Source organism: Thermohalobacter berrensis (assembly GCF_003609645.1).
Lineage (GTDB): Bacteria > Bacillota > Clostridia > Tissierellales > Thermohalobacteraceae > Thermohalobacter > Thermohalobacter berrensis.
Window position 1 is genome coordinate 21,414 of record NZ_MCIB01000016.1, and the last position, 23,571, is coordinate 44,984.

At 33.3% G+C, this 23,571-nt stretch carries 24 protein-coding genes; 23 read left to right on the forward strand and 1 reads right to left on the reverse strand.

The window, feature by feature from the left end; all coding sequences use genetic code 11:
- The first annotated feature begins 332 nt into the window (after positions 1 to 332).
- The 23 genes from ftcD to BET03_RS08320 all read left to right on the forward strand — a co-directional run bounded on the left by ftcD (position 333) and on the right by BET03_RS08320 (position 22,616).
- Positions 333 to 1,241 (forward strand): glutamate formimidoyltransferase, encoded by a 909-nt coding sequence (gene ftcD, locus BET03_RS08210; protein ID WP_120169214.1) that lies wholly within the window; start codon positions 333 to 335, stop codon positions 1,239 to 1,241.
- A gap of 80 nt (positions 1,242 to 1,321) precedes the next feature.
- The gene (locus BET03_RS08215) at positions 1,322 to 2,992 is read left to right on the forward strand and encodes a formate--tetrahydrofolate ligase (RefSeq protein ID WP_120169216.1); all 1,671 of its coding nucleotides are present in this window, start codon (positions 1,322 to 1,324) and stop codon (positions 2,990 to 2,992) included.
- 115 nt (positions 2,993 to 3,107) lie between these two features.
- Positions 3,108 to 4,520 (forward strand): allantoinase AllB, encoded by a 1,413-nt coding sequence (gene allB, locus BET03_RS08220; RefSeq protein ID WP_120169218.1) that lies wholly within the window; start codon positions 3,108 to 3,110, stop codon positions 4,518 to 4,520.
- Between the two features lie 88 nt (positions 4,521 to 4,608).
- On the forward strand, positions 4,609 to 5,211 hold the full coding sequence (locus tag BET03_RS08225) for a cysteine hydrolase family protein (protein ID WP_120169220.1): 603 nt from the start codon (positions 4,609 to 4,611) through the stop codon (positions 5,209 to 5,211).
- A 70-nt stretch (positions 5,212 to 5,281) separates the two neighbouring features.
- Positions 5,282 to 5,842, forward strand: coding sequence for a UbiX family flavin prenyltransferase (locus BET03_RS08230; RefSeq protein ID WP_120169222.1), 561 nt, complete (start codon positions 5,282 to 5,284; stop codon positions 5,840 to 5,842).
- A gap of 15 nt (positions 5,843 to 5,857) precedes the next feature.
- Positions 5,858 to 7,207, forward strand: coding sequence for a UbiD family decarboxylase (locus BET03_RS08235; protein ID WP_120169224.1), 1,350 nt, complete (start codon positions 5,858 to 5,860; stop codon positions 7,205 to 7,207).
- Positions 7,208 to 7,232: 25 nt separating this feature from the next.
- Positions 7,233 to 7,511 (forward strand): BMC domain-containing protein, encoded by a 279-nt coding sequence (locus BET03_RS08240; RefSeq protein WP_183108792.1) that lies wholly within the window; start codon positions 7,233 to 7,235, stop codon positions 7,509 to 7,511.
- A 26-nt stretch (positions 7,512 to 7,537) separates the two neighbouring features.
- Positions 7,538 to 7,963 (forward strand): hypothetical protein, encoded by a 426-nt coding sequence (locus tag BET03_RS08245; protein ID WP_120169226.1) that lies wholly within the window; start codon positions 7,538 to 7,540, stop codon positions 7,961 to 7,963.
- A gap of 19 nt (positions 7,964 to 7,982) precedes the next feature.
- Entirely contained in the window at positions 7,983 to 8,342 is a 360-nt protein-coding gene (locus BET03_RS08250) for a BMC domain-containing protein (RefSeq protein WP_120169228.1), read from the forward strand.
- 14 nt (positions 8,343 to 8,356) lie between these two features.
- Positions 8,357 to 8,635, forward strand: a complete 279-nt coding sequence (pduA, locus tag BET03_RS08255; RefSeq protein ID WP_120169230.1) for a propanediol utilization microcompartment protein PduA — start codon at positions 8,357 to 8,359, stop codon at positions 8,633 to 8,635.
- Positions 8,636 to 8,674: 39 nt separating this feature from the next.
- Complete coding sequence (locus tag BET03_RS08260; protein ID WP_120169232.1) at positions 8,675 to 9,499, forward strand: flavoprotein; 825 nt, start codon at positions 8,675 to 8,677, stop codon at positions 9,497 to 9,499.
- Between the two features lie 23 nt (positions 9,500 to 9,522).
- Positions 9,523 to 9,801, forward strand: a complete 279-nt coding sequence (locus tag BET03_RS08265) for a EutN/CcmL family microcompartment protein (RefSeq protein ID WP_120169234.1) — start codon at positions 9,523 to 9,525, stop codon at positions 9,799 to 9,801.
- A 26-nt stretch (positions 9,802 to 9,827) separates the two neighbouring features.
- Positions 9,828 to 11,642, forward strand: a complete 1,815-nt coding sequence (ade, locus tag BET03_RS08270; RefSeq protein ID WP_243096895.1) for an adenine deaminase — start codon at positions 9,828 to 9,830, stop codon at positions 11,640 to 11,642.
- A 73-nt stretch (positions 11,643 to 11,715) separates the two neighbouring features.
- Positions 11,716 to 12,996: an NCS2 family permease gene (locus BET03_RS08275; protein ID WP_120169262.1), complete on the forward strand. Its 1,281-nt coding sequence runs from the start codon at positions 11,716 to 11,718 to the stop codon at positions 12,994 to 12,996.
- 91 nt (positions 12,997 to 13,087) lie between these two features.
- Positions 13,088 to 14,440 carry a 5'-deoxyadenosine deaminase gene (locus tag BET03_RS08280; protein ID WP_120169236.1) on the forward strand — a complete coding sequence of 451 codons (1,353 nt, stop codon included), beginning with the start codon at positions 13,088 to 13,090 and terminating at the stop codon, positions 14,438 to 14,440.
- A gap of 130 nt (positions 14,441 to 14,570) precedes the next feature.
- Positions 14,571 to 15,434: an FAD binding domain-containing protein gene (locus tag BET03_RS08285; protein ID WP_120169238.1), complete on the forward strand. Its 864-nt coding sequence runs from the start codon at positions 14,571 to 14,573 to the stop codon at positions 15,432 to 15,434.
- A 56-nt stretch (positions 15,435 to 15,490) separates the two neighbouring features.
- Positions 15,491 to 15,943: a (2Fe-2S)-binding protein gene (locus BET03_RS08290; RefSeq protein ID WP_279230368.1), complete on the forward strand. Its 453-nt coding sequence runs from the start codon at positions 15,491 to 15,493 to the stop codon at positions 15,941 to 15,943.
- Positions 15,944 to 15,946: 3 nt separating this feature from the next.
- Positions 15,947 to 17,221 (forward strand): xanthine dehydrogenase family protein molybdopterin-binding subunit, encoded by a 1,275-nt coding sequence (locus tag BET03_RS13955; RefSeq protein WP_120169242.1) that lies wholly within the window; start codon positions 15,947 to 15,949, stop codon positions 17,219 to 17,221.
- On the forward strand, positions 17,218 to 18,222 hold the full coding sequence (locus BET03_RS13960; RefSeq protein WP_120169244.1) for a xanthine dehydrogenase family protein molybdopterin-binding subunit: 1,005 nt from the start codon (positions 17,218 to 17,220) through the stop codon (positions 18,220 to 18,222). Before BET03_RS13955 ends, BET03_RS13960 begins: the two co-directional genes overlap by 4 nt.
- A complete protein-coding gene (gene ade, locus BET03_RS08305) occupies positions 18,206 to 19,930 on the forward strand; it encodes an adenine deaminase (protein WP_120169246.1) in 1,725 nt (574 codons plus the stop codon). Before BET03_RS13960 ends, ade (BET03_RS08305) begins: the two co-directional genes overlap by 17 nt.
- A gap of 303 nt (positions 19,931 to 20,233) precedes the next feature.
- On the forward strand, positions 20,234 to 21,376 hold the full coding sequence (locus BET03_RS08310) for an aminotransferase class V-fold PLP-dependent enzyme (RefSeq protein ID WP_120169248.1): 1,143 nt from the start codon (positions 20,234 to 20,236) through the stop codon (positions 21,374 to 21,376).
- A 17-nt stretch (positions 21,377 to 21,393) separates the two neighbouring features.
- Positions 21,394 to 22,275: a diacylglycerol/lipid kinase family protein gene (locus tag BET03_RS08315; protein ID WP_120169250.1), complete on the forward strand. Its 882-nt coding sequence runs from the start codon at positions 21,394 to 21,396 to the stop codon at positions 22,273 to 22,275.
- Positions 22,276 to 22,337: 62 nt separating this feature from the next.
- On the forward strand, positions 22,338 to 22,616 hold the full coding sequence (locus tag BET03_RS08320; protein WP_183108793.1) for a YkuS family protein: 279 nt from the start codon (positions 22,338 to 22,340) through the stop codon (positions 22,614 to 22,616).
- A 50-nt stretch (positions 22,617 to 22,666) separates the two neighbouring features.
- On the opposite strand, the gene yyaC is transcribed toward BET03_RS08320, so the two are convergent.
- Entirely contained in the window at positions 22,667 to 23,257 is a 591-nt protein-coding gene (gene yyaC, locus BET03_RS08325) for a spore protease YyaC (protein ID WP_120169254.1), read from the reverse strand.
- Positions 23,258 to 23,571 lie beyond the last annotated feature (314 nt).

The following is a 23,571-nucleotide window of genomic DNA, read 5'->3' on the forward strand; positions in this document are numbered from 1 at the left end:
AATTATATCTTTATTAATACAAATAGAAAAGTCTGACAATTCTGAAAAGGATTCGTTATAAAGAGCCCTCAATAATTGATACTACTGGATTAGAAATAGCTATATGGACATATTTATTAGATAAAGATATAAAAAATTTATAAATATGTCACAAAAGAAGTATCAAAATATTCAGATTATTATGTGTTTATTTATTAAATTATAATAAAGGTATTTTTGGATTTTTATGGTAACATGTATAGTGAAGGGATCAAGTAAGAATATTATGATTAATTTGAAAATTCATTAAATTTATTAATGTATATATTTTTTAAACAAAAGGGGGAGTTAAAATGGTTGAAAATAAAAAATATGTATTAGCTGTACCAAACTTTAGCGATGGTAGGAGAAAGGAAGTTATTGAGGCTGTTGTTGAACCGTTAAAAAATGTTGAAGGAGTTAAACTTGTAAGTTATGAACCAGAGCACGACTTTAACAGAACGGTTATTACGGTAATTGGAGAGCCTGAACCACTTAAAGAGGCATTACTTAATATGGCTAGTAAAGCTTATGAGTTAATAAATATGGAAGAACATGAAGGAACTCATCCTAGAATAGGTGCCCAAGATACCATTCCTATATTCCCGTTTAAAAATATTAGTTTAGATGAATGTGTTCAATTAGCAGAGGAAATAGGAGAAGAAATTTATAAAAGATATAAAGTACCAGTATACTTTTCTGGACAGAATGCTAGGAACGAAAAGAGAAAAGCACTTTCCTTTATAAGAAAAGGACAATATGAAGGTTTGAAAAAGGTTGCACACACTGAAGAAAGGAAACCAGATATAGGTCCGGCAGCTCTACATCCAACAGCTGGTGCCACTATAGTTAGTGCGGATACTGAAGGGTTAACTGCTTATAATATATTCCTAGACACAGAAAATTTAGAGATTGCTAAAAAGATAGCTAAAGCTTTAAGGGGACCTAGTGGTGGTTTTACAACAATTAGATCAGTAGGGATTAAGTTTCCTGAAAGGGATGGGGTAGTTGTATCAATGAATATGTTCGACTGTACTAGAACACCGCTTTATAGAGCATTTAATTTTGTTAAACAGGAAGCCCAAAGGTATGGAGTTAATGTAACAGGTTCAGAAATAGTTGGGCCAGTAAAACTAGACCATCTATTGAACTCATTAGAATATTTCCTAGGATTAGAGAACTTTAGAAAAGAGCAAATATTAGAAACACATTTGATGGAATAAAAGATAAATAAAAAGATAAAGAAGGAAAAACATATAAATAAAGAGAAGTTTATAAAGAAAATAACAATAGGAGGTATAAGATGAAGACAGATGTTCAAATTGCTCAAGAAGCAAAAATGCTACCAATTGAGGAGGTGGCTAAAAAGCTAGGGATTGAGAGGAACGAACTAGAGCTTTATGGTGATTATAAAGCAAAGGTTTCCCTAGATGTATTTAAAAGATTGGAGAATAATCCTGATGGAAAACTTATTTTAGTTACAGCTATTAATCCTACTCCTGCTGGTGAAGGTAAAACTACTACTAACATTGGCTTAAGTATGGGGCTAAATAAGATCGGTGAAAAAGCTATAACTACTTTAAGAGAACCATCCCTTGGACCATGTTTTGGGGTAAAGGGTGGAGCTGCTGGTGGTGGATATGCACAGGTTGTTCCAATGGAAGATATAAATCTTCACTTTACTGGTGATATCCATGCTATAACTACTGCCCATAACCTTTTAGCTGCCCTTTTAGACAATCACTTGCATCAAGGAAATAAACTTAATATTGATCCTAGGAAAATAGTTTGGAAAAGGGTATTGGATATGAACGATAGAGCCCTTAGAAATATTGTTGTAGGATTAGGCGGTAAAGGTAATGGAGTTCCTAGGGAAGATGGATTTGATATATCAGTTGCATCAGAGATTATGGCAATATTATGTTTAGCAACTAGCCTTGAAGATCTAAAAGAGAGATTAGGTAATATGATAGTTGCATACACATATGATGATGAGCCTGTTAGGGCAAAGGATCTAAATGCAACTGGAGCATTAACACTACTTCTTAAGGATGCTATTAAACCTAATTTAGTTCAAACTGTTGAAAATACACCTGCATTTATTCATGGAGGACCATTTGCTAATATAGCTCATGGATGTAATAGTGTAATGGCAACAAAGATGGCACTAAAGTTAGCAGATTATGTTGTAACTGAAGCAGGATTTGGAGCTGATTTAGGTGCAGAAAAATTCTTTAATATTAAGTGTAGATTTGCAGGATTAAAGCCTGATTGTGCAGTAGTGGTGGCTACTGTTAGAGCTCTTAAAAATCATGGTGGAGTTGAAAAGGATAAACTAAATGAAGAAAACCTTGAAGCCCTAGAAAAAGGTTTTAGAAATTTAGAAAAGCATATTGAAAATGTACAAAAGTTTGGAGTACCGGTAGTTGTGGCAATTAATAGATTCCCTACAGATACAGAAAAAGAACTTAACTTCCTATTTGAAAAGTGTAAAGAAAATGGAGCAGAAGCTGTAATATCTGAAGTTTGGGCAAAAGGTGGAGAAGGTGGAAAAGAGTTAGCTAACAAAGTAGTAGAAACTATAGAAAATAAGCCATCTGAATTTAAGCCACTTTATGATGAAAATGATTCAATTAAAGAGAAGCTACAAAAGATAGTAAAAGAAGTATATGGTGGTAATGGAGTTGTATTTACAAAGAAATGTGAAAAACAAATTAAAGAAATAGAAAAGCTTGGTTTAGATAAAATGCCTATTTGTATGGCTAAAACCCAGTACTCACTATCAGATGACCCAACACTTAAAGGAAGACCAAAAGACTTTAAGGTTACAGTAAGGGAAGTAAGAGTATCAGCTGGGGCTAAATTCTTGGTTGCATTAACAGGGGATATTATGACAATGCCAGGACTACCTAAAGTTCCTGCTGCAAATAATATGGATATTTCTTCTGATGGAGAAATTACTGGATTATTCTAATATTATATATAGCTAGGGTTATCTCTAAAGGGATAGCCCTAGCTAATCCAAAAACAAGAAAACCTTTTCAAGGGGTGTTTTCAGAAGATTCAAAAAATAAAAGGGGGATTTTACAATGTATGATTTAATTTTGAAGAATGCTAGAATTCCACAGGGGGATGACACTGTAGTTACAAATATTTTAGTAAAGGATGGGAAAATATCAGGCTTTACTCAAGAATTAGATGGAATTGAAGCTAAAGAAGTAATGGATGTTGAAGGACATCTAACTTTACCAGGTTGTATTGATTCACATGTACATATTAATGATCCAGGATTTACACATAGGGAAAATTTCCTTACAGGAACATCTGCTGCTGCAAGTGGTGGTATAACTACAGTAATTGATATGCCTTGTTGTTCAGTACCATCAGTAAGAAGTGTTGAACAGTTAGAAAATAAATTAAATGCAATAAAGGATAAAGCTATAGTAGACTATGCAATGTGGGGAGGAGTTACAGGAGAAGATGTTAGAGAAGGATGGCTTCATAACGTAAAGGAGCAGGCAGATTATGGTGTAGTTGCCTTTAAGGTATATATGACTCCATCAGTTCCAACATATCCTAGAGTAACTGACCCAGAGATGCTTGAAGCCTTTAAGGCAGTTGCTGAAACAGGACTTCCAATAGGTATACATGCTGAAAACTTTGATATGTGTGACTTTTATGTTAAGAAGTTTGAAGAAGAGGGACGTATGGATGGCCCGGCTTGGGCAGAAGCTAGAATGCCATTAGCAGAAAAGGTTGCAATTGAACTTGGTATTAGTTTTGCAGAAGCTACAGGTGCAAGACTACACATAGTTCACATGAGTACAGGTATAGGAGCAAAATTGGTAGGTGAAGCCAAGAAGAGAGGTCTAGATGTTACTGCAGAAACTTGTCCACACTATCTAACTCTAAACTATAAAGATGCCATGAGTAAATTTAAGCAATTTGCTAAAATAGCACCACCACTTAGAACTGAAAAAGATAATGAAGAACTTTGGGAAGGCCTACAAAATGGAAGTGTTGATTTTATAGCAACTGACCATGCGCCTTATGAAATAGCAACAGAAAAGGATGCTGAAGGAATGAATATTTGGACTGCATTCCCAGGAATTCCAGGAGTAGAGACTATGGTACCTATAATTATTAGTGAAGGATATAATAAAGGAAGATTATCATTAAGTAGACTTGTAGAAGTACTAAGCACAAGTCCAGCTAAACATTATGGATTATATCCTAAGAAGGGTGCAATGTTTATAGGTTCAGATGCTGACTTTACAGTGATTGATCTTGATAAGGAATGGACTATTGATAAAGACAAAATGTATACTAAATCTAAATATACCCCATTCCATGGATATAAGCTAAAGGGTAAACCAGTTAAGACAATAGTAAGGGGTAAATTAGTGTATGATGATGAAAATGGAATAGTAGGTCAAGAGGGATATGGTGAATTTATTAAGAGACAAAGTATTCAAAAATTAGATAAGGCTATTAAGTATTAAGTTTAAAAAAATAGATAAAAAATGAGGAATACTGAAATCACATTATGCAGAAAATTTAAAATTTTTAAAAACAAAAGGGGGATTTTCAATGCCAAGGCATGCAATTCTTGTTATTGATATGTTAAATGATTTTGTTGGGGAGAAGGCTAAACTAAGATGTCCAGGAGCAGATGATATTGTTCCAAATTTACAAAAGTTATTTAAATGGGTTAGAGGTAGAGAAGATGACAATGTGCAAATAGTACACATTCAAGAGGCCCATAGAAAAAATGATGCAGACTTTAGAGTTAGACCTGTTCATGCTGTAAAGGGAACATGGGGTTCTGATTTTATAAAAGAGCTTTATCCAGAGGAAGATGAATATATAGTTCAAAAGAGAAGACATAGTGGATTTGCATATACAGATTTAGACTTATATCTAAGGGAAGAGAATATAGATACTGTTGTAGTTACAGGGGTTTGGACAAATGTATGTGTAAGGAGCACAGCTTCAGATGCCCTTTATAGAGCATATAAAGTAATTACTTTAAGTGATGGATGTGCATCTAAGACACCAGAAATGCATGAATATGGACTAAAAGATTTAAGCTTGTTTAGTAAAGTAATGACTATAGATGAATATATTGATGCATGGGAAAAGGGAATAGACCCATGGCTAGGAGGAGGAGACAGAGAAAATAAGGTAGAGTAATAAAATATTAGCTGTAGCGGAGAATAAGTTCTTCGCTACAGCTTAATTGGAAAAGGGAAGTGGGAACATTATGAGGATTACAGTAGGAATTTCAGGTGGAAGTGGAGCTATATATGGGGTAGGACTTTTAAAGGTATTAAATGAACTTGGTATTGAGACACATCTTGTTGTATCAGATATGGGCGAATATGTAGTAGAACATGAATGTGGTATAAAACTTGATGAATTAAAGGAATTGGCAACATACTTCCATGATAATAGAAATTTAGCTGCACCAATTGCTAGTGGTTCTTTTAAAACAGATGGAATGGTTATAATACCCTGTTCCATGAAGACATTAGCTTCAATAGCTAATGGGATAACAGATAATCTTCTTACAAGGGCTGCAGATGTAACAATAAAGGAAAGAAGAAGATTAGTATTAGTTCCTAGAGAAACCCCCTTAAGTGTTATTCATCTAGAAAATATGTTGAAACTGGCTAAAGCTGGTGTAGTTGTATTACCTGCAGCACCTGGTTTTTATAATCATCCACAAACTATTGGTGATATTGTAAGTATTATTGTAGGAAGGACATTAGACCAATTAGGAATAGAACATAATCTAATGAAGAGGTGGGGTGAAGATTCATAAAAAAGGGGGGATAAAGTGGAAAAGCAGATGCTTAGGGCAAGCCTTAAAAGGCTTAAAGAAAAGAATGACCTTCTTATATGTGAAAAAGAGGTTGACCCTAAATATGAATTAGGTGCAGTTTTAAAATATTTTCAAAACACAAGACCTATTCTTTTTAACCGTATTAAAGGTAGTAATATACCAATAATAGGTGGAATGTTTGGAAATCGAAAGCTATATTATGAAATGATAGATACAACCCACGAAGAAAGAATACATGCCTTTATAAATGCAATTGCTAATCCTATGGAACCTAAAGTTATTCCTAATGGCCCTATAAAGGAAAACATTATAAGAAGAAACATCGACCTACCAAGAATGTTTCCAATTCCAACATTTCATGATGAAGATTCGGCTCCTTTTATAACTTCTGGGATTGTTGCCTTTAAAGATCCTGATACTGGTAATGTATATACAGCTGTTAGAAGACTTCAGGTAAATGGAGGAAATAATATAAATGTTTTAATTGCTTCGCCTATGATGACAGAGTTATTTGAAAAATTTGAGGCTCAAAACAAACCCTTAGAGATAGCAGTTATTTTAGGTTATGATTATGAATTCCTTTTAGCATCTCAGGTAAGCAGTGAATTATATGGTGTAGATAAATATAAGATAGATAGTGCTTTAAGAGGAGAACCCCTTGAATTAGTAAAATGTGAAACTATAGACTTAGAAGTTCCAGCATATGCAGAAATAGTTTTAGAAGGAGTAATGGTACCTAATAAGAGAATTGAAGAAGGTCCCTTTGGTGAATTGATGGGATATTACGGAGGGAAAGCACCCCATCCAGTAATGGAGGTTAAGGCTGTACTCCATAGAAACAATCCTATATTACAAGTTGCATTCCCATGTAGAGAAGAACATTTAGCAAATGGTCTTATGAGGGAAGTAGAGCTTTATTCTGCACTAGATAAGCAAGTAGATGTAAATGATGTTAATGTAACGGTAGGTGGAGGATATAGATTTCATGGGGTTGCATCTATAAACAAAAAAACAGAGGGAGACGGTAAGACAGCAATATTAGCAGCTTTAGGAAGTAATAAGGATTTAAAACATGTAGTTATAGTAGATAATGACGTAGATATATTTGATTCAAAGGAGGTTGAAGGAATTATAGCTACAAGGGTACAGGGTTCAAAGGACATAGTTATTATTGAAGGAGGAATAGGTTCTGGGTTAGACCCTTCACATTTTCTAAGGGGGGTTACAGATAAAGTAGGAATTGATGCTACAAAGCCTTTAGGAGAAGATGGAAAAAGATTTGAAAAGGCAAAAATGCCTGGTTATGAAAATATAAATATAAAAGAGTACTTTCCTTCAATTTAATTAAGTAAGATAAGGGTGATGAAAAGTGAAACAAGCAATAGGTATGGTTGAAACAAGGAGTTTGGTTGCTGCTATTCAGGCTGCAGATACTATGGTTAAAACAGCTAATGTTCAGCTTTTTGATTTAGATTTTGTTGGTTCCGGAATTGTTTCTGCAATAGTATCTGGAGAAGTGGCAGCTGTAAAGGCAGCTGTTGAAAATGGAAGAGAAACTGCAGAGCAGTTAGCTGAAGTTATTTCAACTAATGTAATTCCTAGACCACATGATGAGGTTGATAAGGTTGTTGAGAAGGTTATTGAATAAAAATATAGGCTCATGGTGGTGAGATAATGGCCAATCAATTGACAAAGGTTGTTATGCAGAATATCCTAAAAAAATCAGGAAAAGACAAGGGTAATACTGAAGGTCCTACATCTAATAATTTATCTAAAAAAGAAGAAAAAATACTATTAAATGTGATGTATAAAAATGTAAAAAAGAAGGGGAATAAAGATATTAACAGAGTAACATTAGAGGATTTAACTAGAAAAAACAACTTAGCTAGAAAGGATAAAGACTATGGAAAAACTAAAAAAAGTAATACTATGCTGACATTAAAAGATTTAGCTTCAAAAGCAAACAACCAAAGCAATAAAACAGAGGTAAAAAATGATTATAAAAATAGGGAAAAGTTAAAAGTTAAAAAGAGTAGTTTGAATTCCTATATACCTAAGGTCTCACTTAATTCAATAGGAAAGAATAACTCCTTAAAGTAGATTAATAGGAGGTGGAGATGTGAAAGCTGCATTAGGCTTAATTGAAACAGTTGGATTAACAACTGCAATTACAGCACTTGACGCTGCAAGTAAAGCAGCAGATGTTACTTTAGTGGGTTACGAAAAGGTCATAGGGGCTGGAAAGGCAGTTAGTGTAACTATACAGTTTGTGGGTGAAGTTGCTGCTGTTAAGGCCAGTGTAGAGGCTGGTGTTAATGCAGGTAGCAGAGTTGGTACTGTATTATCTCATAGGGTAATACCAAGACCCCATGAAGAAGTTGATAGTTTAATAAAAAGATTTGAAAAAAATATTAAGAAAAAAGAGTCTAAAAAAACAACTGAAAGTAAAACAAAAAAAGATTTAGATAATAAAAATTAAGGAGGTTGAAATTTATGAGTCAAGCATTAGGTATGGTTGAAACTAAAGGTTTAGTGGGATCTATAGAAGCTGCAGATGCTATGGTTAAAGCAGCTAATGTAACTTTAGTTGGATACGAAAAAATAGGATATGGATTAGTAACAGTAATGGTAAGGGGAGATGTAGGAGCTGTAAAAGCTGCAACTGATGCAGGTGCAGAAGCAGCAAGAGCAGTAGGAGAATTACATTCAGTACATGTAATCCCAAGACCACATACAGAGGTAGAAAGAGTATTACTAGAAAAGAATGAGTAAAAAAGATACTTTTTTCACCAGTGATACGAGGTGCTAAAAATGAATAAATATGATTTGACAAAAAATATAATAAGTGAGTTAGGCCTTAAGGTGAGTTTAGGAAAGGATATCAAAAAAGAAAATAGCCCTTTACATGGATACAATAGAACTAAATATTATAAAAGTAATATTTTAGTACTTTTTACTGGAACTGATGTAGGCTTATATTCCTCAATTTCAGAAATAAATAAGTTGAAGGAAAAGAAGATTAAATTTAATGCTGCAATATCTAAGGAAGCTGAAAGGATTATAGGTGTTGATACATTAAGGAAAGAACTTAAACCAGAAAAGGTTTATACTGATGATAACAAACTTCATTATAAAGATATCATCAAGGAGTCTGATGGAGCAGTTGTTCTAACTACTACACAAAATACAGCTATAAAATTGGCATTAGGAATACAAGATGAATTTATACCTACTTTATTATGGCAATTTTTATGGGATAATAAGCCTGTTTTTATGGACATGGAAGCAGTTGTAACTAAAGGTGGCAAAAGGTCTGAAAATAAGTATCTTTGTAATATGGTTGAAAGGTATATTGAAAAATTAGAGGATATGGGAGTAAATAGGATAAGTAAGGGTAGCTATATATCTAGTATAACAGAAGTATTAAGAGGTAATAAGACCAATTACAATTATAAGAGAACTTACAAAGAAGAAACTTATTGTAAAGAAAAAGGAGAAAAACAGGTGATAACTGAAGGGGATATATTAAAATTTGTAGGAAATAAAGATAGATTAATTATTCCAAAGGGAAGTATTATAACCCATTTAGCTAGAGATACAGCAAGGGAAAAGGGAATAGAAATCATAATGGAATAGACTTAAACAAAAGGAGAGGTAATATGATTCTTGGGAAAGTAGTTGGTACAGTAGTTGCAACTAGAAAAGACGAAAGATTAGTAGGGTATAAACTTATGGTAGTCCAACCTATAAACGAAGATAAAAAACCAATAGGACAATCTGTAATAGCCATAGATACAGTTGGTGCTGGAATAGGTGAAATTGTTATATATACTAAGGGAAGTGGTGCAAGAAAAGCAGCAAACAAACCAGATTCACCCATAGATGTGGCAATTGTAGCTATTGTGGACAATATAGATGTCTATAAAGACATTACATAATATTTGTTAAGGAAGGGGGCTGTCTCTTGCTTAATCCGTTAAAGGTAAAAGAGGCAATTGAATATAGACAACTAATTGATGTCTTAATGTCAGATAATAATTTTGCAGATATAATTCTTTATGGTGGGAATGTAGTAAATGTGTTAACAAGGGAAGTATATACTGCAGATATAGCAATAAAGGGTAAGTATATACTCCTTGTGGGTGATGGAGAAAAACTCATAGGGCCAGATACTCTTGTGGTTGATGTTCAAGGAAAATACCTAGCTCCAGGTTTTATTGATTCTCATATGCACTTTGAAAGTAGTATGCTTACAATTACTGAATTTTCAAGATTATCTATTCCTTCAGGTACTACTACATTAGTTGCAGATCCTCATGAAATAGGTAATGCTCTAGGGCCCATAGGAATGAAAGCTATGGCAGAAGAGGCAAGTAAAGTACCAAACCATGTTCACCTTGTTGTTCCTGCATTAACCCCAGATTGTCCTACATTAGAGACAGCTGCATATGATATTACTTCTAAGGATATGGAAGAAATACTTAATTACCCTAATGTAATAGGTATTGGTGAACTACAAGGATTTAGTAATGCAAAACATGTATATAGAAACACTCCAGAAGTAATTACAGATTTAATAGCCTCTACTTCATATGCAAAGTCTATAGGACAAATAGTTGATGGTAATGCTCCAGAGCTTTTTGGAAATGAACTTGCAGCACATATTATTGCTACAGGAGGAGAATGTTCCTGCCATGAGACTACAACAAAGGAAGAATGTGTTGAAAAATTAAGACAGGGAGTATACGTATTTATGAGGGAAGGGTCAACCCAGAAAAATATGGCTGAATGTATAAGGGCAGTTACTGAAGAAGGACTAGATTCAAGAAGATGTATACTTGCCACAGATGATATGGTAGCAGAGGATTTAGAAAAATTAGGTCATATGAATGAGATTGTAAAAAGGACAATAAAACAAGGAGTAGACCCTGTAGAGGCAATACAAATGGTAACAATTAACCCTGCAACCTATTTTGGATTTAAGGATAGGGGTGTACTAGCACCAGGTAAGTTAGCAGATATAGCAATTATCTCAGATATAAACGAAATGAAGGTAGATGCTGTATTTATTGAAGGAGAACTGGTTGCAGTTGATGGGAAACTGTTAATAAACCTTCCACAATATACTTACCCAGATTATGTAAAGAACTCAGTAAAACGTCAACCAATTACTGAAAGGGATTTAGAAATTTACGCAGATGGAAGGGAAGCTTTAGTTAGATGTATAGAACTTATACCTGATCAGAATTTAACTGGTAAATTAGAAGCAAACATAAAAGTAAATAATGGTATAGTTAATCCAGATCCCAATAAAGATATATTAGAAATTGCATGTATAGAAAGATATGGAAGAAACGGTAATGTTGGAAAAGCATTTATTAAAGGATTTGGGTTAAAGGATGGAGCCTTTGCCGAAAGTGTAGCCCATGATACTCACAATATTATAGTTGTAGGAACTAATATTAGAGATATGACAGAGGCAGTAAATAGGGTAATTGAGCTTGGTGGGGGATTGGCTGTAGCTAAGAATGGTAGAATAATTGAGGATATGAGACTACCAGTTGGAGGACTTATTACTGATGAGCTTAAGGGAGAAGAGGTAAGTAGAAAAATAGCCAAGTTAGAAAAAACTATTAAAGAGGATTTAGGTTGTAGGGTTCATGCACCATTTATGCACTTATCCTTTGTATCATTATCTACAAGTCCAGAATGGAAAATTACAGACAAAGGATTAGTTGATGTAAATAACTTTGAAATTTTAACACCTGTAGTAGAGTAAAATTTTATAAATATTAAAGGGGGAAGATTGTGTGAATAGTAAAGCTCATGCTAAAGATGGTTTTTTGGAAAAAATGTTTAGGTTAAGAGAAAATGGTACCAATGTAAAAACAGAAGTAATAGCAGGGCTTACAACATTTATGACAATGGCATATATATTAGTAGTTAATCCTTTAATTTTAAGTGAAACAGGAATGGATAAAGGGGCTGTCTTTACTGCCACTGCAGTTTCATCCTTTGTTGCAATATTAGTTATGGCCTTCTATGCTAACTACCCATTTGCTTTAGCCCCAGGAATGGGATTAAATGCTTTCTTTGCCTTTACTGTAGTTATAGGGATGGAATATTCCTTCCAATTTGCATTAACAGCAGTTTTACTAGAAGGGATAATTTTCTTAATCCTTACATTCTTAAATGTAAGGGAAGCAATACTTAACTGTATACCTATTAACATAAAACATGCAGTAAGTGTAGGAATTGGTCTTTTTATAGCCTTTATAGGGCTGGTTAATGCTGGACTTGTAGTTAATAATGATGCTACTTTAGTTGGGTTAGGCGATATTACTAGTCCTGCAACCCTTTTAGCATTAATAGGATTAATTATTACAGGAATACTTCTGGCAAAAAAGGTAAAGGGAGCACTTCTTATAGGGATTATAATTACAACAATAATTGGAATTCCATTGGGAGTAACTCCTATGCCAAATGGATTTATAAGTCCACCACCATCATTAAAGCCAATTGCTTTTAAGTTTGTTGGTTTTGACCAGATATTTTCAATAAACATGTTAATTGTATTATTTACCTTCTTATTTGTAGATATGTTTGATACTATTGGAACACTTATAGGTGTTGCCTCAAAGGCAGATATGCTAGACAAAGATGGAAACCTTCCGAAGGCAAAAGAAGCTTTATTTGCAGATGCTTTAGGAACAACTGTAGGTGCTTGTTTAGGAACAAGTACAGTTACTACATATGTTGAAAGTGCATCAGGGGTAGCTGAAGGAGGAAGAACAGGCCTTACATCACTTATAACAGGACTTCTTTTCCTATTGGCCCTATTCTTTGCTCCAATATTTACTATAGTACCATCAGCTGCTACGGCACCGGCCTTAATATTAGTTGGCTTATTTATGATGTCACCAATATTAAAGATTAATTTAGAAGACTTTACTGAAGCCATACCAGCATTTTTAACTATAATAATGATGCCTTTAACTTATAGTATTGCAGAGGGATTAGTTTTTGGTGTTCTTTCATATGTATTATTAAAACTATTAACTGGAAGAGGGAAAGAACCTTCACCTCTAATGTATGGACTTGCAGTACTATTTGTAATTAAGCTTCTTGTATAGAAACAGGAATTGCTTAAAACAATATAACTCCCATCCATCTGGATGGGAGTTATATATAGTGCTCTAAATTTATGAAAGGGGATTGGGATAGATGTCTAGTTTGCTAATCAAAAATGGTACCATCGTCACTATGAACAAAAACAGAGATATTTTTAAAGGAGATATTTTAATTAATGACAATGAAATTATAGATGTTAAATCAAAAATAGATACAGAAGCTGACCAAATTATTGATGCAAAAGGAAAGGTAGTTATTCCTGGACTTATTCAAACCCATGTCCACTTAACACAGACCTTATTTAGGGGGCAAGCAGATGACTTAGAACTACTTGATTGGTTAAAAGAAAGAGTATGGCCTCTAGAGGCTACACATACTGAAGAATCAAATTACATATCAGCAAAACTAGGGATAGCTGAGATGATAAAAGGTGGAACTACGTCAATTATTGATATGGAGACAGTAAATCACACAGATGCAGCTATAAATGCTACTTATGAAACGGGTATTAGGGCCTTAACAGGCAAATGTATGATGGATTATGGAGATGGTGTTCCAGATGGTCTTATGGAGGATATTGAAGAATCTATAAAAGAGAGTGTTAAGTTACTAAAGAAATGGCATGGAAAAGGCAATGGAAGAATACAATATGCCTTTGCACCTAGGTTTGCAGTATCCTGTTCTGAAGAGTTACTAACAAGGGTAAGGGATTTAGCTAGAGAATATAATGTAATTATTCATACACATGCTTCAGAAAACAGGGAAGAGGTTCAAGTTATTCAAGAAGAAAGGGGTATGAGAAACTTAAAGTATTTGCATAAAATAGGACTTACTGGTAAAAATTTAGTCCTTGCCCATTGTATATGGCTAGATGATGAAGAAATGAGGATTCTAGCAGATACAGGTACAAGTGTAGCTCACTGTCCAAGTTCCAACCTAAAACTAGCATCAGGTATAGCTAAGATTCCAGAAATGCTTGATATGGGAGTTAATGTGTCAATTGGAGCAGATGGAGCACCTTGTAATAATAATATGGATATGTTTACTGAGATGCGAATTGCTGCATTAATTCAAAAGGGTAGGCTTCTTAAACCAACGGTAATGCCGGCAGAAAAAGTGTTTGAGCTTGCTACTTTAGGTGGAGCAAAGGCTATGGGAATGGAAGATAGGTTAGGTAGTATTGAAAGGGGTAAGTTAGCTGACATAGTAATTATGAATCTTAACAATTTACATAACAGTCCCTCTAAAGAGGTTAATATAGTTTCACAGTTAGTTTATTCAGCAAAGGCTCAAGATGTAGAAACAACTATAATCGATGGGAAAGTAGTAATGCTTGAGGGTGAACTTACTACTATTAATGAAGACTTATTAATTGATGATGTAAATAGAGTAATAAAAAAGCAAGTAGAATCTGCAGGAATAAAAAGGACATTGATTGCTAGATAAATTTAATTAATATTAATTTTCATATAATCATAGCAAAGTCATATCTGAAAAATTTAAGTAGTTAATAACTGACAGTTAATTAGTGACAATAAAGGCGGCCTTGGCCGCTTTTATTAAAAGGGGGAGTTTTATGGGTATAAGGGAGGTATATAAAGGTAGAAATATTGATGAAGTATTAGAACTCTTAGATAAATATAGGAATGACTGTAGGATAATAGCAGGTGGCACAGATCTGGTAGTACACCTAAGGCACAAAAGACTAAATCCAAAGGTTCTAGTAGATATTTCAGATATTGAAGAATTACATGGGATTAAAAAAGAAGGAGAATTTATTGAGATTAAAGGAGCAACAACTTTTACGGAAATAGTAAAAAGTAACCTAGTTAATAAACAACTTATTGGATTAAAGGAAGCAGCAAAATCTGTAGGATCACCCCAAATAAGAAACAGGGGGACTATTGGGGGTAATATATGTAATGGTTCTCCTGCAGCAGATATAGTTCCTCCATTATTGGCTTTAGATTCTACTGTTCTTTTAAAGAGCAAAAATAAAGAGAGAGAAATATCTTTAGAAGAACTCTTTTTAGATAAAGGTAAAGTTAACTTAAAGGAAAATGAGCTTTTATATAGTGTAAAATTTAAAAAAATTAATAAAAACCAAGTTTTATCTTTTTCTAAATTAGGTTTAAGAAAGGCATTGGCTATTTCTAGGCTTTGTATAAGTGTTTTTTTAGAATTAGATAAAAGCAAGGAATGTAAAAGGGTTAAGATCGCAGATGGGGCATTAGGTAAACATGGAGTAAGGGAGAGAAAAGTAGAGGAGTTTTTATTGGGAAAAAGGTTAAATGAAGAAACTATAGAAGAAGGAGCAATTATTCTTCAAGAGGAAATTTCACACAGGTTACAAGGCCGTTTAAGTTTACCCTTTAAAAAAGAGGCTGTAAAAGGTGTATTTAAAAGTGCAATTAGTAAGGCCTTGGAAAACTTACATTAATTATATGAATCTAATTTTATGAGGGTGTGATTGTATTGAAAAAAATAAAACTAACTGTGAACAAAAAAGAATATATGCTGGAGATTAAGGAAGATACAAGACTTATAGATTTATTAAGAGATGTTTTAGGCTTTACAGGTGTTAAAGAGGGATGTGGTGAAGGTGAATGTGGAGCTTGTACAGTAATTATGGATGGAGATATAGTAAATTCCTGTTTAGTGTTGGCTTTTCAGGCAGATGGAAAAGAGATAATAACAATAGAAGGTGTTGAGTCAGAGGAAGAAATTCATCCTATTCAACAAGCTTTCTTAGATGTTGGAGCTGTACAATGTGGATTTTGTACTCCAGGAATGATATTATCTGCTAAAGCTTTGTTAGATAAAAATCCTTCTCCTACTAGAGAAGAGATAAGGGCAGCTATTTCTGGTAATCTTTGTCGTTGTACTGGATATAACAAGATAGTAGATGCAATTGAAAGGGCAGCCTTATATTTAAAAAGGGGGAAGTAGGTTGTGAGACTAAATTCTATAGGTAAAAAGATTATACGAGTTGACGGGTTGTCAAAGGTTAAAGGAAAAGCCTTATATCCACAGGATATTTATATGGAAGGAATGCTTTATGGGAAAACATTACGTTCAAGTAGGCCACATGCCTATATTAATATAGATACTTCAAGGGCTGAAAAAATAGATGGCGTTGTTAAAGTGTTTACATATAAAGATGTACCGGGGAAAAATTGCCATGGTGTTTTATTTAAGGATCATGAGGTTTTTTGTAGTGAAAGGGTAAGAAGAGTAGGTGATCCCATTGCATTTGTAGTTGCAACAAATAAAAAGGCGGTAGAAGAGGCAATAGAAGTAATCGATGTTAATTATGAAGATATAGAGGCAGTATTTGATCCCTTAGAAGCTATGAAAGAAGAATCAGTAAAAATACATGGAAATAGTAATATTATTTACCATTATAAATTAAGAAAGGGAGATGTAGAAGAAGCCTTTAAAAGATGTCATGTAATAGTAGAAAGTGAGTATAAAACTCCAATGGTAGAGCATGCCTTTCTTCAGCCAGAGGCAGGTATTGCATATACTGAAGATGATGGAACAATAGTTGTATGTGCATCAACCCAATATCCACACTTTGACCAGATTGAAGTAGCTGAAGCTTTAGAAGTAAATAAAGATAAAGTAAAGATAATCAACCCTGCAGTAGGAGGGGCCTTCGGAGGAAGAGAGGATATTACTCTTCAAATTCACCTTGCAATTGCAGCTAAGGTAACAGGACGACCAGTCAAGGCCGTATATTCTAGGGAAGAGTCATTTTTAGCCCACTCAAAAAGACATTCCATGATAATGAGATATAAAACTGGATGTAATAAAGATGGAAAATTATTAGCTATGGAGGCTGAAATAATTGGAGATACAGGTGCTTATGCGTCATGGGCTATAAATGTATTAAGAAAGGCAGGGGTTCATGCTACAGGACCATATGAAATACCCAATGTTAAGGTAGACAGTTATGCAGTATATACTAACAATCCCTTTGCAGGCGCAATGAGAGGCTTTGGTGCAACCCAAGTTCCTATTGCCCATGAACAACAGATGGATATGTTATCAGAGAAACTAAATATGGACCCAGTAACCTTTAGGCTTAAAAATATATTTAAAAAGGGGTCAAAAACGGCTACAGGACAGGTCTTAGAAGAAAGTGTACCAATTGATAGGTGTATTAAGGAAGTAGCAGATAGAATAGGTATAACTCCATTAAGTGAAAGGGGTGGAGTTGTATGAAAAAAAGGGGAATTGGAATAGGTAGTATATTTTATGGAACAGGATATGGAAATGGATTTCCTGATGTTTCAAAGGCTGTAGCCCAATTAAAATCAGATGGAAAAATAGCAATATATGTTGGAGCAACTGAGGTAGGACAGGGGGCTAAAACTGCTTTAAGTCAGATCGCTGCAGAGGTTTTAGGGTTATCTGTTGATGATATAGTATTTATAAATGAAGATACCAGTATTACTCCCGATTCAGGAACAGCTGCTGCTAGTAGACAAACTTATAACACAGGAAATGCAATAAAATTGGCCTGTGAAAAATTAAAGAGGGACATTTTAGAAGTTGCCAAAGATTATCTTGGTCTAAATAGTATTGTAGGCTTAACTTTAAAAAATGGGTATGTGTATCCTAAAACTTTACCTGAAAAGAGAGTTTCTTTAGGAGAAATTTCAGAATCTTTAGAAAGCAGCTTGAAGGAAGAAGCTGTATTTACTGCTCAAACAACTGAAATGGATGAAGAAACAGGTCAAGGAGCACCCTATTGGCCCTATACTTTTTCCGCTTGTGGTGTAGAAGTTGAGGTTGATACGGAAACAGGAAGAGTTGAAATTATAAGGGCAGTATTAGCACAAGATGTAGGAAGGGCAATAAACCCTGAGTTAATAGAAGGACAAATAGACGGTGGTTTTGCAATGGGGGCAGGATATGCACTATATGAAGACCTAAAGATAGAAAAGGGGAAAATAAAAAACAATAGCTTTACTAATTATCTAATTCCCACTTCTTTAGATATGCCAGATATAGAAAAGGTGATTATTGAAGACCCTGAATCTACAGCTCCATATGGAGCAAAAGGGATTGGTGAACCAGTTATGATTCCAGTGGCACCAGCTATATTAAACGCAATATATGACGCAGTAGGAGTAAGAATGACAGAAATACCTGTAACTCCTGAGAAGCTTCTTAAGGCTATAAAAGAAAAGGAGATGACTTATAATGAAGGAAAGAATTAAAAAAATGATAGATATAGCTTCGGGAAGAGAAAAGGCAGAGCTTGTCCTTAAAAATTGTAGAGTAGTTAATGTTTTTTCACAGGAAATTATAAAAGGCGATGTGGCAATAGATTCAGGGAAAATAGTTGGGATAGGAGAATATGAAGGTTTAAATGAAACTGATTTAAATGACAGTTATGTTGCCCCAGGATTAATTGACGGACATGTCCACATTGAATCTTCAATGGTTTCCCCTATACAATTTGCAAGGGGAGTTGTTCCACTAGGAACTACTACTATAATTGCTGATCCACACGAAATTGCCAATGTATGTGGAATAGAAGGAATTAAATATATGATAAATGCAAGTGAAGGCCTTCCATTAAATATATACTTTATGCTCCCATCTTGTGTTCCTGCAACCTCATTTGAAAATGCCGGTGCAGTGTTAGGAGCCGATGAATTAAGAGAAATGATAGACCATGATAAAATTTTGGGACTTGGAGAATTAATGGATTACCCTTCGGTTATTTCAGGAAATGAAAAAACTATAGATAAGATAGTTGTAGCAAAAGATAAAATAATAGATGGTCATGGTCCCAATATAAAGGATAAAGACTTAAATGCATATGTAGTAGCTGGGGTTAGGACTGAACACGAATGTTCTACAGTAGAAGAAATGATAGATAGGCTTAGGTTAGGCATGTATATTTCAATCAGAGAGGGTTCAGCTGCAAGAAACTTAAGGACCTTAATTAGAGCTGTCAATAAAGAAAATATAAGAAGGTGTTTATTTTGTACAGATGATAAACATCCAGAGGATATTTTAAAGGCCGGACATATTGATAATAATGTTAGATTAGCCATTAAAAATGGAATTGATCCTATATCAGCAATACAAATGGGTACCATTAATGCTGCAGAATGTTATGGACTTAAAAATATTGGTGCCATAGCCCCTGGATATGATGCTGATATAATAGTTTTAGATAGTTTAGAAAATTTTAATATAACTAAAGTATATAAAAATGGAAAACTTGTAGCAGAAAATAAAAAACCTCTATTTAGAGAGACAGAATGTGATTATTCAAATGTAACCGATACAGTTAGAATAAAAGAAATTACCAAGAAAGATTTAGAAATAAAATTAAAATCAGATATAGTTAATGTAATTAGCCTTCTTCCTAGAAACCTTGTAACTGAGAAAGTAGTAAGGAAAGTAGACACAGAAAATGGGGTTTTTAAATATCATAAAGATTTAGATATATTGAAATTAGCTGTAATTGAAAGACATAAGGCTACAGGGAATATAGGTTTAGGGTTAGTTGAAAACTTTAAATTAAAGGGAGGAGCAATTGCTTCAACTATTGCCCATGACTCACATAATTTAATCGTAGTTGGAGATAATGATGATGATATGCTTTTAGCTATTAAAGAAGTTTCTAGTGTAGGTGGTGGGATTACAATTTGTTCTGAAGGGAGAGTATTAAAAACTTTACCATTACCTATTGCAGGTCTCATATCTGATAAATCTATGTCAGAAGTTAATGAAAGTTTAAAAGAAATGCTTGACATCGCCTATAATAAATTAAATGTAAACCCTGATATAGATCCATTTATGACACTATCATTCCTTGCATTACCAGTTATACCTGAAATTAAGGTGACAGACTTAGGATTGTTCGATGTAAATAAATTTGATTTTATAGAATTAAATGTTAATGAGTAAAAAAAGGACTGCTATTGATCTTTCAATAGCAGTCTTTTTTTATTGGCTAAGAAAGTATATTTCAACGAATTACTGAAAAAAAGATAATACTGCATTTAAGTATTATAGAAAATTATGTAAGACAATAAAAAATAGGGTTTGTATCAGCCGAAGGGGAACTAGGTTCCCCTAGCGGAAGTGAGCTTTGCTCGCTTTTTTATTATTATGATATATAATTATAAACAATAATTGTCCCAGTAAAAAGTAATATAATGGCAATATTATGTTATAATAAAGTTGTATCTAGACTTGGGGGTGAGTACGATGATATATCTTGATAATGCTGCTACTTCTTATCCAAAGCCAGATGAAGTTTATGAGGCTATGTATGTTTCAATGAAAGAGTATGGTGCAAATCCAGGGAGATCAGGGCATAAACTTGCTTTAAAGGCTGGAAGGGCTATATATGAAGTTAGAGAATTGATTGCAAAGCTTTTTAAGATAGATAATCCTATGAATATTATATTTACTTCAAATGCAACAGAGGCCTTAAACATTGGAATAAAAGGGCTTCTTGAACCTGGAGATCATGCAATAACTACTTCAATGGAACATAATTCAGTCTTAAGACCACTTAAGTCAATGGAAGAAAAGGGAGTAGAATTAACTATTGTACAATGTGATTCAGAAGGTAATATAAATCTAGAAGATATTGAAAAAAACATTAAGGAAAATACAAAGCTTATAGTTACAACCCATGCCTCTAATGTTACAGGAACAATATTTCCGATAAAAGATATAAGCAAAATAGCTAAAAAGAATAACATTATATATATGGTAGATGCAGCACAAACTGCTGGAGTATATGACATAGATGTTGAAGAAATGGGAATTGATTTACTAGCATTTCCAGGACATAAAGGTCTTTTAGGTCCACAAGGTACAGGAGGATTATATATAAAAGAAGGCCTTATGATAAGGCAAATGAAAGAAGGAGGTACTGGTAGCAAATCAGATTTACTTACACAGCCTGAAATGCTGCCAGATAAATTTGAAAGTGGTACTCCAAATACCCCGGGAATCATTGGTTTAGGAGCAGGGATTAAATATATATTAGATAAAGGTATAGTAAATATAAGAAAACATGAAGTTGAACTTACTAAATACTTTATGGATGAATTAAAAAAGATAGACAAAGTAAGAATATATGGCCCTATGGATATAGAAAAGCATGCACCTGTTGTTTCTATAAATATTGGTAATGAAGACTCTTCAGAAGTAAGCTATGTTCTTGATAAAGTATTTAATATTGCAGTAAGACCAGGGCTTCATTGTGCACCTTTAGCCCATAAAACTATTGGAACCTTTGAACATGGGGTTATAAGATTTAGTATAGGCCCATTTACTACCACAGAAGATATAGAAAAGGCTATAGATGCAGTAAAGAAGATTTCTAGAGAAATATAAAACTAGGAGGAGCTTAAGTGAAGGTACTTTTTGTTATAAATCCCATAGCAGGTAGGCATAGGTCACAAAGTATTATCCCTATTATAAAAGAAAAGATGAAGAATAAAGATATAGAGTATAAAATAATTACAACTAAAGCTCCCAAGGATGCAGTTAGTATTACTAAATATGGGCTAAAATCAGGTTTTAATATAATAACAGCAGTAGGTGGAGATGGTACAATAAATGAGGTTGCAACAGGAATTCTTTCAGTTGGACATGGAACTTTAGGAATAATACAAGGGGGTACAGGAAACGACTTAGCTAAAACTTTAAATATACCAAAAGAACCTCATAAAGCAATAGATTTAATCTTAAAAGGAAAAACTAAAGTTATAGATATAGGAAGTGTAAATGGAAGACCTTTTTTAAATGTTGCTAGTATTGGAGTTGACTCTCAAATAGCTCAAAACATTGAAAATATTAAAAAATATTTTAGGGGTAAGACCGCTTATACCTTAGGTTTTCTAAAGACTATATTTTCATACAAACATAAAAAACTGAAAGTTAAAGTTAATAATAATATTATAGATAGAAAAGTATTACTTATAGCTATAGGGAATAGCAAATACTATGGTGGTGGCATGGAAATTTGTCCAGATTCTATTATAGATGATGGAAATTTTGATATATGTATTGTAAATGAAATGCCAAAATATAAAGTAGTAACATTATTCCCTTCAGTTTTTAAAGGAGAGCATTTAAAATATAAAAAATATGTTGAGTACTTTAGAGTAAAGTCTTTAGAAATAGAAGTTTTGGACAAGGCATATCTTAATTTAGATGGAGAAACTTATCCTATTAGTGAAAAATTATTATTTTCAATATATAATAAAAAATTAAACGTAATATGTAACTAAAGGCATAAAAAAACCTCCAGTGATAATACTAAAAGTAAGGAACTATTGCTGGAGGTGTAGCTGTGTCCAAAAAGATAGCAGTCCAAGGACATTTAAATGAAATAAAGGAAAATTTAATTAGAAGAGGATATGAAGTTTTTGATATCAATGAAAATAGAGATGTTGAAGCAATTATATATATGTCAGATGGGCATGAAATTCCCTATTATGGTCAGGTTACTAACATGGATCAGGGGGAGGATATGACTGGTAAAGGAGCTATACTTATTAATGCAAATGGTAAATCTATAGAAGAAATAGAATACATTATTAACAATAGAATATATAGTCCTCTATTTTAAACTTAAAATGCTGATGGATTAAAATCCGTCAGCATTTTTAATATGTTTTACTATAATATATTTTCTTTTCCATTATAATATTTCCAAAGGCTAAAAAGTATAGATTTAGATATTACATTTGCCATTTTCATGACAATGCTTAATCTAGTATTTTGAAGTACAACATATTCCATAAAGCCACCCATATTTACAATCCCTGTAATATGTATATCTCCTATCTCAGGTAAATCTTTATTGACACCTGCACCAGGTTTAAGAGGTCCTGTAGAAATTGTTACATATCCTATTCGCTCAGATTTACCTAAAGATGCATCAATAGATATAATAAAGGGATTGCTAAATGAGCAATTTATTAATTTAATTTTATCTTCTAAATTCTTTGCATGTACAGGTTCATTTAGAGTGCCTAGAAGATGGACATTAGGATACCATTTCATAAAACTAGATAGCTTATCCCCTACAAGAGGTCCTAAAGAATCACCAGTAGACCTATCAGTACCTATACAAACTATTATAAGATTATCATAATTTTCATTATAATAATTATGCAAATATTCTAAGACTATATTGCTAAACTCTGAAATTGCAAAAGGAGAATCAGAATTAACACTATGCTTTTTTCTTTTGTTTAGTAAAGACATTTTACACCTCCCAAATATTTGGAACAATTATTATATTGAAACTAGATAATTTATAAATTTACTTAAAAAGAGTTTTCCCTAAAAATACTACTTTAATTCCTTGATTTGTAATACTTTTTCCGGTTTAATAAACAACTGTAGAATATGCAAAAAAGGATATAATTAACATTTGACAGGATGTAAAATTTATGTTAAGATACATACTGTCGCTAATTAAGGGCGGCGAAAAGGGAAGAAAAAACAATCAAAAAAATTGAAAAAAAGTCTTGACACCAAATCAAAAATTTGCTATAGTATTAAGAGTCGATACGAAA